Raw genomic sequence first — 12,748 nt, forward strand, 5'->3', positions numbered from 1 at the left:
AAGCGGTTGGTTGCGCCACATGCTGCCAACCGCGAAGACTCTGCCGAAATCGGCAACCGCGTGAGCTTCGATCAGCATTTGCAAGCGACTCGCGGTATCGCCAGGCCAACAGCCTGCGCTGACTAACCCCCGAACCCGTACTTTTGTTAAGCCAGCATGCGGCATATCGCTCGCATGCACACCGGCGAACCACCACTCACATTCTTGGTCTCTTGCTACCGGCAGCTTTTGGCCGCCGAGCTCAGACACTCAAGGGCTGACCCGATGCACCTGTCCGAACTCAAAGCGCTCCACATCACCGAACTCGTCCAGATGGCCGAGACGCTGGAGCTCGAAAACACCAGCCGCATGCGCAAGCAGGAGCTGATGTTCGCCATCATGAAAAAGCGCGCCAAAGGTGGCGAGCAAGTGTTCGGTGACGGCGTGCTCGAAGTCCTGCCCGACGGCTTCGGCTTCCTGCGCGCCATCGACACCAGCTTCATGGCGTCCACGGACGACATCTACCTCTCGCCCAGCCAGATCCGCCGCTTCAACCTGCACACCGGCGACATGATCGAAGGCGAAGTCCGCGTGCCCAAAGACGGCGAACGCTACTTCGCGCTGGTCAAGGTGGATCGCATCAACGGCCTGTCGCCCGAGGTCAACAAGAACAAGATCATGTTCGAGAACCTCACGCCGCTGTTCCCGAAAGAACAGTTCAAGCTCGAACGCGAAATCAAATCCGAAGAAAACATCACCAGTCGCATCGTCGACCTCATTGCCCCCATCGGCAAGGGCCAGCGCGCACTGCTCGTGGCGCCGCCCAAGACCGGCAAGACGGTGATGATGCAGAACCTGGCGCACGCCCTCACGGCCAACTATCCGGACGTGCATCTGATCGTGCTGCTGGTTGACGAACGCCCCGAAGAAGTGACCGAAATGCAGCGCACCGTGCGCGGCGAAGTGATCAGCTCGACCTTCGACGAGCCCGCTGCCCGCCACGTGCAAGTCGCCGAAATGGTGATCGAACGCGCCAAGCGCCTGGTCGAGCTCAAGAAGGACGTGATCATCCTGCTCGACTCGATCACCCGCCTGGCTCGCGCCTACAACAACGTGCTGCCGTCGAGTGGCAAGGTGCTGACCGGCGGCGTGGACGCCAATGCGCTGCAGCGTCCCAAGCGTTTCTTCGGTGCGGCGCGCAACATCGAAGAAGGCGGCTCGCTGACCATCATCGGCACCGCCCTGATCGACACCGGCAGCCGCATGGACGAAGTGATCTACGAAGAGTTCAAGGGCACCGGCAACTGCGAAATCCACCTGGATCGCCGCATGGCAGAGAAGCGGGTGTATCCGTCCATCCTGCTCAACAAGTCAGGCACCCGCCGTGAAGAACTGCTGCTGAAGCCCGAAATCCTGCAAAAGAGCTGGATCCTGCGCAAACTGCTCTACCCGATGGACGAGATCGAGGCGATGGAGTTCATCCTCGACAAGATGAAGTCCACCAAGAACAACCACGATTTCTTCGACATGATGCGCCGCGGCGGCTGATCGAAGCGATAGAACTTGAATTTGGTGGCACAAGGGGGAACCTGTCGGCTATAATCCCAGGTTTTCCGCTTTCGGAGAGTGCGCATGCATGGTGCTGCGTGGCTTCCGGCGACATTTGAATAGCGTGAGGTTTCCATGAAAGAAGGCATCCACCCCGACTACCGCGACGTGGTTTTCTGGGATCAATCCAACGGTTTCAAGTTCATCACCCGCTCGTGCGCTCCGACTCGTGAGACCGTGAAGTGGGAAGACGGCCGCGAGCTGCCCCTGTTCAAGCTCGAAACCTCCAGCGAATCGCATCCGTTCTATACCGGCACCCAAAAGAGCATCGACTCCCTGGGCGGCCGCGTCGAGAAGTTCCGCAACAAGTTCGCACGCGTCGGCATCAAGAAGTAAACCTCGACTTGCGTTGGCCGATTTTCCGAATCACCAGCGCACAAGTCCGGTTCTCAGCAAAGGCAGCTCAGGCTGCCTTTTGCTTTTGTGCCGCCGGCACCCAGATTCATCTGCAGGGTTAGCTGCTGCGACGACATATGCCCGAGCAACCGGGCCTCTCAAGGCACAATCGCCGCCAACCACATTCGCCTCACCGCATCACACTCGCTCCCGGCGTGAACACTCCCACCCCCGCCATCGTTACCCAACGCGACGTTCAACGCCTGCCCCGTCTGGCGTTGATCCTGTTCTGCGCGGCGTATCTGCTGCCCGGCCTGTTCGGTCGCGATCCCTGGAAGAACGCCGACATCGCGGCGTTTGGGCACATGCTGGGCGTGGCGCGTGGCTGGTCTGACTGGTTCACCCCCTCTGTTGGCGGCATTCCGGCGACGGGTGGCGGTTTGTTCCCCTACTGGCTGGGGGCCGCCTTCATCAAATTGTTGCCGTGGTTGGATCCGGCCTTTGCGGCACGGATTCCGTTCACGCTCATGCTGGGCAGCGTCCTGTTGTTCACCTGGTACAGCGCCTACCACTTGGCCCGATCCGACGCAGCGCAGCCCTTGCCCCTGGCCTTCGGCGGCGAAGCGCAACCAGGTGACTACGCTCGCGCCATCGCCGATGGCGCCTTGCTGGCCCTGATCGCCACGATCGGGCTGCTGCAACTAGGGCATGAAACCACCCCCGAGCTGGTGCAGCTGGCGGGCTTTTCGGCCTACCTTTACGCGCTGTCCGCAGCGGCCATGAAAACCCGTTTTGCCCGAGCCGCCGTGTTGGTTGCCCTGCCGTTGATGGCTGGCAGTGGCAGCCCCAGCATTGCGCTGCTGGCTGGCGCGGCGGGCATCGCGCTGTGCTACGTGGCGACCGACTCCGACACCCAGGCCTTTGCTCCCTGGGTGATCGCCAGCGCCGTGCTGGCCACCGTCACGGCCTGGGCCACCTCGACCTGGGCCTGGCGCCTCAGCGCGCCGCCCTCACCGTTCGAGCTGGTCAAGACCTTGTCGTGGTTCACCTGGCCCGCCTGGCCCATGGCGGGCTGGACGGCCTGGCAATGGCGCCACCACGTCCGGTATCGACACATTGCCATCCCCTTGGCGCTGGGTGGTGTGGGGGTGGTCGCCTGCATTGCGGTGGGCGGATCAGACCGCGCCTTGCTGCTATCGCTGCCTGCCAGCGCGGTGCTGGCGTCATTTGCGCTGCCGACCCTCAAGCGCAGCGTCTCCTCGGCCATCGACTGGTTCTCGGTGTTCTTCTTCACGGCCATCGGGCTGGCCATCTGGTTCATCTTCTCGGCCATGTACACGGGTGTTCCAGCCAAGACGGCCGCCAATGTGTTCAAACTGGCGGCGCCGGGCTTCAAACCCGCACTGTCATGGCTGGGTATCTGCTTTGCAGCCGCCGGCACAGTGGCTTGGCTGGCACTGGTCAGATGGCGCACCAGCCGGCATCAGCATGCGCTTTGGAAGAGCCTCGTGCTGCCCGCTTGTGGGGTGACCATGTGCTGGCTGCTTCTGATGACGCTATGGCTACCCTTGCTCGATCACGCGCGCAGCTACCGCAACCTCGTCGAGCGCGTCGTGCGTCGGCTGCCCACCAATGCGTCGGTAGCCGCCCCCGGCGCCAATGTCAGCTTGTTGACTGCGCTTGAGTATTTCGGCCATCTGCAGGTCGATGGCCAGACGCCGGCAAATCAGAGCAGCAGACGCTATCTCATCATCAGTTTGCCGGCTCGCAGCGCCGCGCCCACGATCGACGGCTGGCAACAAGTCGCTCGCGAGCGACAGCGCACCATCAACACCGAGTCGATCGTGATCTACCGGCGCATAGCCAAGTCGGATTCGGGAGCAAGCGGTTCGGAGCAGGTGTCAGAGAATCCTTGATGCCGCGGCAACTGCCGCACTTCGCACCGTTCGGTGCACGATCAGGCCGCCGGAGACTCACCCTTGCGGGCATCTTCGATGGAGGCTCGCACCCGGGCCGGCGGGAATACCAGCGTGAAGCATGATCCCTGGCCCACTTGGCTCTCGATGTGCAATTCGCCCGCATGGCGCTGCACAACATGCTTGACGATGGACAAGCCCAAGCCCGTTCCCCCCGTGTCGCGGGAACGGCTGCCGTCCACGCGATAGAAGCGCTCGGTCAGACGCGGCAGATGCTCGGCCTCGATCCCGGCGCCCGTATCACGCACCTGGAATTCACCTTCACCATCCGGCGTGACGCGCCAACGCACATCGACATGCCCACCTTCTGGCGTGTAGCGTATGGCGTTGTTGACAAGGTTGGCCAGAGCGCTGAGCAACTCGGTCTCTGATCCGGCGATCTGGGCGGCAGTCGGGACGTCGCCAGCCGCCGGCGTAAACGAGAGGTGGTGGCGACCGTGGGATAGCGATCGAGCATCCGACTCGACATGCGCCAACAAGCGCGCCACCGGAACCCATCGATCCAGGGCCGGGCGAGGACTGCCTTCGAGCTGCGCCAGGGTCAACAGATCGCTCACCAAGGCCTGCATGCGCCCGGTTTGCTGCGACATCAGACTCAACACTCGCTTGCGCTCCACCTCCGTCAAAGGGAGGTTGGCCAGGGTCTCGATAAAGCCGGACAGCACCGTCAACGGCGTGCGTATTTCGTGCGACACGTTGGCCACGAAATCCCGCCGCATGGTTTCGGCCCGCTCGCGCTCGGTGATGTCCTGCGTGAGCACGAGCTTCTGACCATCGCCATATTCCCGAATCATCACGGAGAGCATGCCTTGCCCTTGCGGGTTGACGAACTTCACGGGCATGTCGAAGTTGCCGGCCTGCAGGTAGCTGACAAAGGCCGGCGATCGAACCAGGTTGGTGATGCGCTGGCGCAAATCACGCTCCGGCTGCAGACCAAAATGGTCGGCCGCCACCGAGCTGAACCAATCGATCTGATCATTGGCATCCATCAGCAGCACACCGTTGGGCGACGCTTCGATGGCCTCGAAGAACTCGGACAAACGCTCGCGCTCGTGCTCAGCCTGGTTCTCACGCAACCGCAAGGCGCGTTCAACGCGATGAGCGATCTCGCCCCACATGCCGGTGTCGGACGGCGCGGCAGAATCCGTGCCCAGCCGCAGCCATTCCAAGAGGCGGTAGCCGTGCCATGTGTCGGCCAAGGCGATCAGCAGCACCCCGACGCTCGCGCCGATCAACGCCGGCAGCAGCGGATTGGGCATCTGGCGCCCCGCCATCCAGCCCAAGGCGCTGCCTGCCACAAGCGCAAACACACCCGCGACAACGCGCGAGACGTTCCATTTCATGATGAAAGAGCGTGATGCCGTGCGAGAGGTCTATTAGGCGGTCAAGGCTGACGCCTGCTGCGTGAGGCGATACCCTGCGCCACGCACCGTTTCGATCAGATGCGAGCACTTCACCGGCGCCAATGCCTCACGCAAGCGCTTGACATGCACATCGACCGTGCGTTCCTCGATGAAGACATGGTCACCCCACACGCGATCAAGCAGTTGCGAGCGGCTATGCACGCGCTCCGGATGCGTCATCAAGAAGTGCAGGAGTCGGAATTCCGTAGGACCAACCTTGACCTCGTTCTCGCCATGACTGACGCGGCGGGTTGCCGGGTCCAGGCGCAGCCCGCAAATCTCGACAGCCGAGTCCAGCGCCTCGGGCGCCTTGCGACGCAACACCGCACGAATGCGTGCCATCAACTCGTTGGTCGAGAAAGGCTTGGTGAGGTAGTCGTCGGCGCCGGCATCCAGCCCGGCGACTTTATCGGTCTCGTCCGTGCGGGCCGTCAACATGATCACCGGCAGATCCTTGGTGCGCGGGTCACCGCGCCAACGCTTTGCCAGCGACAAACCGGACTGCCCAGGCAACATCCAATCCAGGATGACCAGATCAGGCAGCACGCGGGTCACTTCGCTCTGAGCCTGATCCGCAGTCGTCGCTACGGACACTTCGTAGCCCGCATGCCGCAGATTCAGTGAAATCAGTTCGGCAATCGCGGCCTCGTCTTCAACAACCAGCACTCGGCTCATTCCGGACTCCTTATCGATTCAATGCAACGACGGCTCACTTGAGAACGGATTCGACCGCCTCGACCGTGTTATGCCGCACATCCGTCCCCTTGACGATGTAGATGATCTGCTCCGCCAAGTTCTTGGCGTGATCACCCACCCGCTCGATCGCCTTGGCGACGAACACCAAGTCGATACTGGCCGTGATCGTGCGCGGGTCTTCCATCATGTAGGTGATGAGCTTGCGCATCAGCCCTTCGAACTCCTGGTCGATCTGGTTGTCCTGCTTGATCACCTCGAGGGCCTTGTGTGTGTCAAGACGGGCAAAAGCGTCCAGCGCCTTGCGCAGCGAAGTCGTGGCCAAGCCCGCTTCGAACGACACGTCGCCCGCCGGCAAGCGCAAGCGGCTCGACATCCCCGTGTTGATCAGACGCTGCACCGTGCGCGCGATACGTGCGGCCTCGTCACCCACACGCTCCAGATTGCCGATGGTTTTCGAAATGGCGATCAGCAGACGCAAGTCGCGAGCGGTCGGCTGACGGCGCGCGATGATGGTGGACAAATCGCTGTCGATTTCGACCTCCATCGAGTTGACGCGTTCCTCGACCTCCAGAACCTGGCTGGCGATGTCCCCGCTGAAATGAGTCAGCGCGTAGATGGCTTGCGCCACCTGCGACTCGACCAACCCACCCATTTCAAGCACCCGCGACGAAATCGCGCTCAGCTCGGTATCGAATTGCGTCGACAAATGCTTCTCGGTCATTACGTGCCTCTCTCAAATTCAGCGTCAACAGCTAGCGACAAATCAACCCAGGTTGAAAACCGGCTTCAGCCGAATCGACCGGTGATGTAGTCCTCGGTGTCCTTCTTCTTCGGCTTCATGAACAACTCGGAAGTCGGGCCGAATTCAATCAGCTCGCCGAGATACATGTAGGCGGTGTAGTCGGAGCAGCGCGCCGCCTGCTGCATGTTGTGGGTCACGATGAGCACGGTGTAGTCGCTCTTCAACTCGTGAATCAACTCCTCGACCTTCCCCGTCGAGATCGGGTCGAGTGCCGAGCACGGTTCATCGAGGAGGAGCACCTCCGGCTTGATGGCTATGCCGCGAGCAATGCACAAGCGTTGCTGCTGACCGCCCGACAAACCCGAGCCGCTTTGCTGCAATTTGTCCTTCACCTCGTTCCACAGCGCTGCCTTTTTCAGGGCCCATTCGACACGCTCGTCCATTTCAGGCCGCGAGAGTTTCTCGAACAGTCGCACGCCGAAGGCGATGTTGTCGTAGATGGACATCGGAAACGGCGTCGGCTTCTGGAACACCATGCCCACTTTCGCGCGCAACAACGACACATCGTCTTTCGAGGTTAGGATGTCTTCGCCATCGAGCAGGATTTCACCCTGCGCGCGCTGCTCAGGGTAGAGCTCGAACATGCGGTTGAAGGTGCGCAGCAAGGTGGACTTGCCGCAGCCCGACGGGCCGATGAACGCGGTGACCTTCTTCTCGGGCAACTCCATGTTGACGTTCTTCAACGCATGGAACTTGCCATAGTAGAAATTCAGATTGCGAACCGACAGCTTGGCCATGTCAGTGGCAGGCACATGCACTTTGGTATCCATCAGAGAGCCCCAATTCAATGACGATTGCGGAACAAGCTGCGCGCCAAAACATTCAGCAGCAACACGCCCACCGTGATCAGGAACACACCCGCCCAAGCCAGCTTTTGCCAGTTCTCGTATGGGCTCATGGCGAATTTGAAAATCGTGACCGGCAAGCTCGCCATGGGTTGCCCCATGTTGAGCGACCAGAACTGGTTTGACAGCGCCGTGAACAGCAGAGGCGCGGTCTCACCCGCGATCCGCGCAACGGCCAACAGCACCCCGGTGATCACGCCAGCTCGCGCCGACTTCACGGTGATCGACATGATCACGCGCCACTTCGGCATGCCCAACGCGTAGGCAGCCTCGCGCAACGAGTTGGGCACCAGCATCAACATGTTCTCGGTGGTGCGAATCACCACCGGGATCACGATCAAAGCCAGCGCGAGCACCCCGGCCCAGGCTGAAAATGATCTAGCTCGAGCCACCACCACCGAATAAATGAACAACCCGACCACGATGGACGGGGCGGACAGCAGGATGTCGTTGATGAAGCGCGTCACACTGCCCAGCCAGGTGCGCTGACCGTACTCAGCCAGGTAGATGCCCGCCAGGATGCCAATCGGGGTACCGATCAAGGTCGCGCCAGTCACCATCAAACCCGAGCCGGCAATGGCGTTCGCCAAGCCGCCCGCGTCCGCCTGAGGCGCAGGCGTCATCTCGGTGAACGTGGCCAGACTCAACCCGCCCAAGCCGAGACGCACCGTCTCAAACAGAATCCAGGTCAGCCAGAACACGCCGAAGGCCATTGCCGCCAGCGAGAGGGTGAGCGCAATGGCGTTGGTGCGCTTGCGCTTGGCATGCATGGCGCGCCGCGCCGCATGGTGTTGCGAACTCATGAGCGGGCTCCTTCAGCCTTCTTCAAGCGTGCCAGCAGCATCTTCGAGAACGCCAGCACCACAAAGGTGATGAAGAACAACACCAGACCGAGGTAGATCAGCGAGGCCTGATGCAAGCCTTCACCGGCCTCGGCAAATTCATTGGCCAACGCAGACGTAATGCTGTTGGCAGCCTCGAACAACGACAGCGAGTTGAGCTGGTTCATGTTGCCGATGACGAATGTCACAGCCATGGTTTCACCCAACGCCCGACCCAAACCCAGCATGATCCCGCCAATCACACCTGTCTTCGTGTAGGGCAGAACCACCTTCCACATCACCTCCCAGGTCGTCGACCCCAGACCGTAGGCAGACTCCTTGAGCAAAGGAGGCGTGACCTCGAAAACGTCGCGCATGACCGACGCAATGAACGGGATGATCATGATCGCCAGGATGATTCCGGCAGACAGAATCCCGATCCCGACCGGTGGGCCTGAAAACAAGGCGCCCAGCACCGGCACAGCTGAGAAAACCGATTGCAAAGGCTGCTGCACGAACGAGGCCAGGATCGGCCCGAACACCAGCAAACCCCACATGCCGTAGACGATGGAGGGCACGGCGGCCAGCAACTCGACAGCAATCCCCAGCGGCCGCTTCAGCCAGCCGGGAGACAACTCGGTGAGGAACAGTGCGATGCCGAAACTGACCGGAACGGCGATCAGCAGCGCGATGAGCGACGTCATCAACGTGCCGTAGATCATCACGAGCCCGCCGTAGTGATCCTGCACGGGATCCCACTCGGAACGCCACAAGAAGCTCAAGCCATATTCTTTGATCGCCGGTGCAGCCCCAACGACCAAAGAAGCAATGATGCCCAGCAGCAGACCAAGCGTCAGCAACGCGGCGCCACGCGCCAACATGGCAAACACGGCATCAGCCCAGGGCGCAACAACCTTCCGCGCCGGTTGAGGCGGTTGAGTCTTGCTATGCGCTACTTGCTTCAAATCATTCATTGCGGGAGCGGGAAGAGTGGCAGACATGAGCTCTCCTGACATCGCACAAGTTATTCACGAAAGCGCGGATGTCCATCCAACCCTTCGTAGACAAAACCAAAACGGGCCGGCATTGGTCACACGAGTGACCAAGCGGGCCCGCCAATCAATTACTTGATGGAGATCGATTTGCCTGCAGCGTCGGCAATGCCTGCCCACTGCTTGCGAACCAGTGCCTTCACGGAATCAGGCAGGGCCACGTACTCAAGCTCCGCTGCGGCCTTGTCACCATTGACATATGCCCAGTCAAAGAATTTGAGAACCTGGGTGCCAGTTGCCGGCTTGTCCTGCACCTTATGCATCAGGATGAAGGTTGCGCCGGTAATGGGCCATGCGTCCTTTTCAGCCTGATCGGTCAGGATTTGATAGAAGCTCTTGCTCCATTCGGCCGATGCGGCCGCTGCCTTGAAGGTCAGATCATCGGGGGCCACAAAATTGCCAGCATGGTTACGCAAGGTCACGTACTCCATCTTGTTTTGCTTGGCGTAGGCGTATTCAACGTAGCCGATCGAGTTCGGCAAACGCTGAACATAGGAAGAAACGCCCTCATTACCCTTGCCGCCGGCGCCCGTCGGCCAATTCACCGCCGTACCCTCGCCAACCTTGGCTTTCCATTCAGGGTTCACCTTCGACAGATAGTTCGTGAAGATGAAACTCGTGCCAGAACCATCGGCACGACGAACCACCGAGATCAGCGCGTCCGGCAGCGACACACCAGGATTCAACGTCGTGATCTGAGCGTCATTCCACTTGGTAACCTTGCCGAGGTAGATATCGCCCAGGAGTTGCCCCGTCAGCTTTAGTTGACCAGGCTGCACGCCCTTGATATTCACCACCGGCACCACACCGCCAATGACGGTCGGGAACTGGACAAGCCCGTCCTTCGAGAGCTCTTCGTCCTTCAAGGGCATGTCCGAGGCCCCGAAGTCCACGGTCTTGGCCTTGATCTGCTTGATGCCCGCGCCCGAACCAACCGATTGATAGTTGATTCGCACACCCGTTGCCTTGTTGTAGGTGTCAGCCCACTTCGAGTAAATCGGGGCGGGGAACGACGCACCTGCACCCGTCACATCTTGAGCAAACACCACACCGGCAAACGAAGTTGCCATACTCAGCGCCATCACCGAGCGGATCATTTTGATAGTCATGCGCACACCTTTCAGGGGTTTAGCTAGGTTCACGCGATCACTGTAATAATCAATTGTGACACTCAAATGACGCTCCGCTATTGCTGATGGGCTCCTCTTGGTGTCACGATCCGCGTCATGGATTGGTCATGCAATTGACACAATCGACTTCTATCGTGCGTCCTGCCTTGCTACAAGGCCACCATCCAAGACCGAAGGACGCACATGAAAAAACGTACTCTGATCCTCGCATCTGTCAGCGCCACGTTGGCACTCCTGGCCGGCTGCGCCACTTCCTCGGGCCCCAAAAACCTGGCTGAAACAATCGCGGCCGACCCGCAACTGTCGGCGGCGAGTCAACTGATTGCGAATGCAGGGCTGGACGAAACACTGCGCGGCCCCGGTCCGTTCACCGTGTTCGTTCCAAGCAACGAAGCGATTGGTAGCGTCTCGGCAGCCATGCAGACCCGACTCAAGGATGCTGCAGCCGCGAAAACGGTGTTGAGCTTCCACGTCGTGCCTGGCACCTTGCTGGCCACAGACGTCAAGAACAGCTCGGTCAAGAGCGTTCAAGGCGCCTCGCTGGCCTTGTCTCGTTCTGGCTCATTCGTGACGGTCGAAGATGCCGTTGTCACCCGAACAGACATCATTGCCACCAATGGCGTCGTGCATGTCATTGACCGCGTGCTGACCCCACCTAAGCAATAAGCTCGGCCAAGGCGCACAAAAACGCCCGGGCCAGCCGGGCGTTCGTTCATGGAAGGACGCGCAAGCCCGTTGCGCGCAGCGGCCCTGCTTAGCCGGCAATCACCTCAGCCAAGCGCCGAGCCGCGCGATCAGCCAGCTCGGCATCTTGCGCTTCAACCATCACGCGCACCACCGGTTCGGTTCCAGACGCACGAATCAGCGTGCGTCCCTTGCCAGTCAGTTCGGCGCTGACGGCAGCTTGCGCTGAAATCAGCGCAGGGTTGTCGCGCCAATCCGCCCCGTCCGGCTTGAGTCGCACGTTGATGAGCTTTTGGGGAAACAGCGAAACTCCAGACAACCAGTCGGACAAGGTGCGTTCACCGCGCACGACGGCCTGCAAGACGGCCAATGCGCTAACCATGCCGTCACCGGTCGTGTGACGATCAAGCGCGATCAAATGGCCCGACCCTTCTCCGCCGAGAGTCCACTTGCGCGCCTGCAGCTCCTCCAGCACATACCGGTCGCCCACCTTCGCGCGAACGAACTCGACACCTTGTCGCTGCAAAGCCAATTCCACGGCCATGTTGGTCATCAAGGTGCCCACCGCCCCCGGAACGGGTTGCCCTTGAGCCAAGCGATCCGCCACCATCACGTACAGCAACTCATCGCCGTTATAGAGCCGCCCGGCTTGATCAACCAATTGCAAGCGGTCAGCATCGCCGTCGAGAGCGATACCGAAATGCGCATGGTTGGCGCGCACGGCTCGCACCAACGCGTCGGGAGCAGTGGCGCCCACACCGTCGTTGATGTTCAGGCCATCAGGGCTGCACCCGATCGGAATCACCTCGGCACCAAGCTCGTGAAAGACTGCCGGAGCAACTTGGTAGGCGGCTCCGTGCGCGGCATCCACCACGATCCGCAGACCACGCAGCGAGAGATCGGTCGAAAACGTGCTCTTGCAAAACTCGATGTATCGCCCGCCGGCGTCGGTCAGGCGGCGAGCCCTGCCCAATCCGCGTGAGTCAGACCATTGCGGCGACTCCTCCAAGGCGGCCTCCACGGCCAACTCGCACTCGTCCGGCAACTTTTCACCGCGCTCCGAGAAGAACTTGATCCCATTGTCGCCAAACGGGTTATGTGACGCGCTGATCACAACGCCCAGCGACAAGCGCAGCGCTCTAGTCAAGTAAGCGACACCAGGCGTGGGAAGTGGTCCGGTCAAAACCACATCGACACCAGCCGACGAGAAACCAGCCTCCAGGGCAGCTTCAAGCATGTAGCCGGATATGCGCGTATCTTTTCCAATCAGTACGGTGGGCCGCTCATCACCACGACGGAGAACATGCCCCACCGCATGCCCCAAGCGCAACATGAAATCAGGAGTGATCGCGCCCTGCCCAACCGTCCCGCGAATACCGTCCGTGCCGAAATACTTTCTCATATTGCCGTCTCTTC

General features: G+C 60.7%; 12 protein-coding genes. 4 read left to right on the forward strand and 8 right to left on the reverse strand.

All coding sequences use genetic code 11. The features are described 5' to 3' along the window. Positions 1–264: 264 nt before the first annotated feature. The 3 genes from rho to ACE3SS_RS05850 all read left to right on the forward strand — a co-directional run bounded on the left by rho (position 265) and on the right by ACE3SS_RS05850 (position 3,839). Positions 265–1,527: a transcription termination factor Rho gene (rho, locus tag ACE3SS_RS05840; protein ID WP_374592227.1), complete on the forward strand. Its 1,263-nt coding sequence runs from the start codon at positions 265–267 to the stop codon at positions 1,525–1,527. 135 nt (positions 1,528–1,662) lie between these two features. Beyond that, positions 1,663–1,923: a type B 50S ribosomal protein L31 gene (locus ACE3SS_RS05845; protein ID WP_374592228.1), complete on the forward strand. Its 261-nt coding sequence runs from the start codon at positions 1,663–1,665 to the stop codon at positions 1,921–1,923. Between the two features lie 215 nt (positions 1,924–2,138). After that, positions 2,139–3,839: a hypothetical protein gene (locus tag ACE3SS_RS05850; protein ID WP_374592229.1), complete on the forward strand. Its 1,701-nt coding sequence runs from the start codon at positions 2,139–2,141 to the stop codon at positions 3,837–3,839. A 41-nt stretch (positions 3,840–3,880) separates the two neighbouring features. Here the strand turns inward: ACE3SS_RS05850 and phoR are convergent, their stop codons facing one another. The 7 genes from phoR to pstS form a co-directional block, all read right to left on the reverse strand. Continuing rightward, positions 3,881–5,242, reverse strand: a complete 1,362-nt coding sequence (phoR, locus tag ACE3SS_RS05855; protein WP_374592230.1) for a phosphate regulon sensor histidine kinase PhoR — start codon at positions 5,240–5,242, stop codon at positions 3,881–3,883. Positions 5,243–5,275: 33 nt separating this feature from the next. Continuing rightward, complete coding sequence (gene phoB, locus ACE3SS_RS05860; protein WP_374592231.1) at positions 5,276–5,977, reverse strand: phosphate regulon transcriptional regulator PhoB; 702 nt, start codon at positions 5,975–5,977, stop codon at positions 5,276–5,278. Between the two features lie 34 nt (positions 5,978–6,011). After that, entirely contained in the window at positions 6,012–6,719 is a 708-nt protein-coding gene (phoU, locus tag ACE3SS_RS05865; protein WP_374592232.1) for a phosphate signaling complex protein PhoU, read from the reverse strand. A 65-nt stretch (positions 6,720–6,784) separates the two neighbouring features. Continuing rightward, the gene (gene pstB / locus ACE3SS_RS05870; RefSeq protein ID WP_374592233.1) at positions 6,785–7,570 is read right to left on the reverse strand and encodes a phosphate ABC transporter ATP-binding protein PstB; all 786 of its coding nucleotides are present in this window, start codon (positions 7,568–7,570) and stop codon (positions 6,785–6,787) included. A 14-nt stretch (positions 7,571–7,584) separates the two neighbouring features. Beyond that, positions 7,585–8,448 carry a phosphate ABC transporter permease PstA gene (gene pstA / locus ACE3SS_RS05875; protein ID WP_374592234.1) on the reverse strand — a complete coding sequence of 288 codons (864 nt, stop codon included), beginning with the start codon at positions 8,446–8,448 and terminating at the stop codon, positions 7,585–7,587. Then, positions 8,445–9,467 carry a phosphate ABC transporter permease PstC gene (gene pstC / locus ACE3SS_RS05880; RefSeq protein WP_374592235.1) on the reverse strand — a complete coding sequence of 341 codons (1,023 nt, stop codon included), beginning with the start codon at positions 9,465–9,467 and terminating at the stop codon, positions 8,445–8,447. Before pstC ends, pstA begins: the two co-directional genes overlap by 4 nt. A 122-nt stretch (positions 9,468–9,589) precedes the next feature. Beyond that, positions 9,590–10,615: a phosphate ABC transporter substrate-binding protein PstS gene (gene pstS / locus ACE3SS_RS05885; protein ID WP_374592250.1), complete on the reverse strand. Its 1,026-nt coding sequence runs from the start codon at positions 10,613–10,615 to the stop codon at positions 9,590–9,592. Positions 10,616–10,831: 216 nt separating this feature from the next. On the opposite strand from pstS, the gene ACE3SS_RS05890 reads away from it, so the two are divergent. Beyond that, the gene (locus ACE3SS_RS05890; protein ID WP_374592236.1) at positions 10,832–11,314 is read left to right on the forward strand and encodes a fasciclin domain-containing protein; all 483 of its coding nucleotides are present in this window, start codon (positions 10,832–10,834) and stop codon (positions 11,312–11,314) included. Between the two features lie 88 nt (positions 11,315–11,402). On the opposite strand, the gene glmM is transcribed toward ACE3SS_RS05890, so the two are convergent. Further along, entirely contained in the window at positions 11,403–12,734 is a 1,332-nt protein-coding gene (gene glmM, locus ACE3SS_RS05895; RefSeq protein WP_374592237.1) for a phosphoglucosamine mutase, read from the reverse strand. Between the last annotated feature and the right edge of the window lie 14 nt (positions 12,735–12,748).

The organism is Aquabacterium sp. (genome assembly GCF_041915145.1).
Taxonomy (GTDB): domain Bacteria; phylum Pseudomonadota; class Gammaproteobacteria; order Burkholderiales; family Burkholderiaceae_C; genus Aquabacterium.

What these genes read in the sequence shown, in the direction of transcription:
- glmM (WP_374592237.1), bottom strand. Translation starts at nt 12,734, where the DNA reads ATGAGAAAGTATTTCGGCACGGACGGTATTCGCGGGACGGTTGGGCAG.
- phoB (WP_374592231.1), bottom strand. Translation starts at nt 5,977, where the DNA reads ATGAGCCGAGTGCTGGTTGTTGAAGACGAGGCCGCGATTGCCGAACTG.
- pstS (WP_374592250.1), bottom strand. Translation starts at nt 10,615, where the DNA reads ATGATCCGCTCGGTGATGGCGCTGAGTATGGCAACTTCGTTTGCCGGT.
- pstB (WP_374592233.1), bottom strand. Translation starts at nt 7,570, where the DNA reads ATGGATACCAAAGTGCATGTGCCTGCCACTGACATGGCCAAGCTGTCG.
- phoR (WP_374592230.1), bottom strand. Translation starts at nt 5,242, where the DNA reads ATGAAATGGAACGTCTCGCGCGTTGTCGCGGGTGTGTTTGCGCTTGTG.
- pstA (WP_374592234.1), bottom strand. Translation starts at nt 8,448, where the DNA reads ATGAGTTCGCAACACCATGCGGCGCGGCGCGCCATGCATGCCAAGCGC.
- ACE3SS_RS05845 (WP_374592228.1), top strand. Translation starts at nt 1,663, where the DNA reads ATGAAAGAAGGCATCCACCCCGACTACCGCGACGTGGTTTTCTGGGAT.
- phoU (WP_374592232.1), bottom strand. Translation starts at nt 6,719, where the DNA reads ATGACCGAGAAGCATTTGTCGACGCAATTCGATACCGAGCTGAGCGCG.
- rho (WP_374592227.1), top strand. Translation starts at nt 265, where the DNA reads ATGCACCTGTCCGAACTCAAAGCGCTCCACATCACCGAACTCGTCCAG.
- ACE3SS_RS05890 (WP_374592236.1), top strand. Translation starts at nt 10,832, where the DNA reads ATGAAAAAACGTACTCTGATCCTCGCATCTGTCAGCGCCACGTTGGCA.
- pstC (WP_374592235.1), bottom strand. Translation starts at nt 9,467, where the DNA reads ATGTCTGCCACTCTTCCCGCTCCCGCAATGAATGATTTGAAGCAAGTA.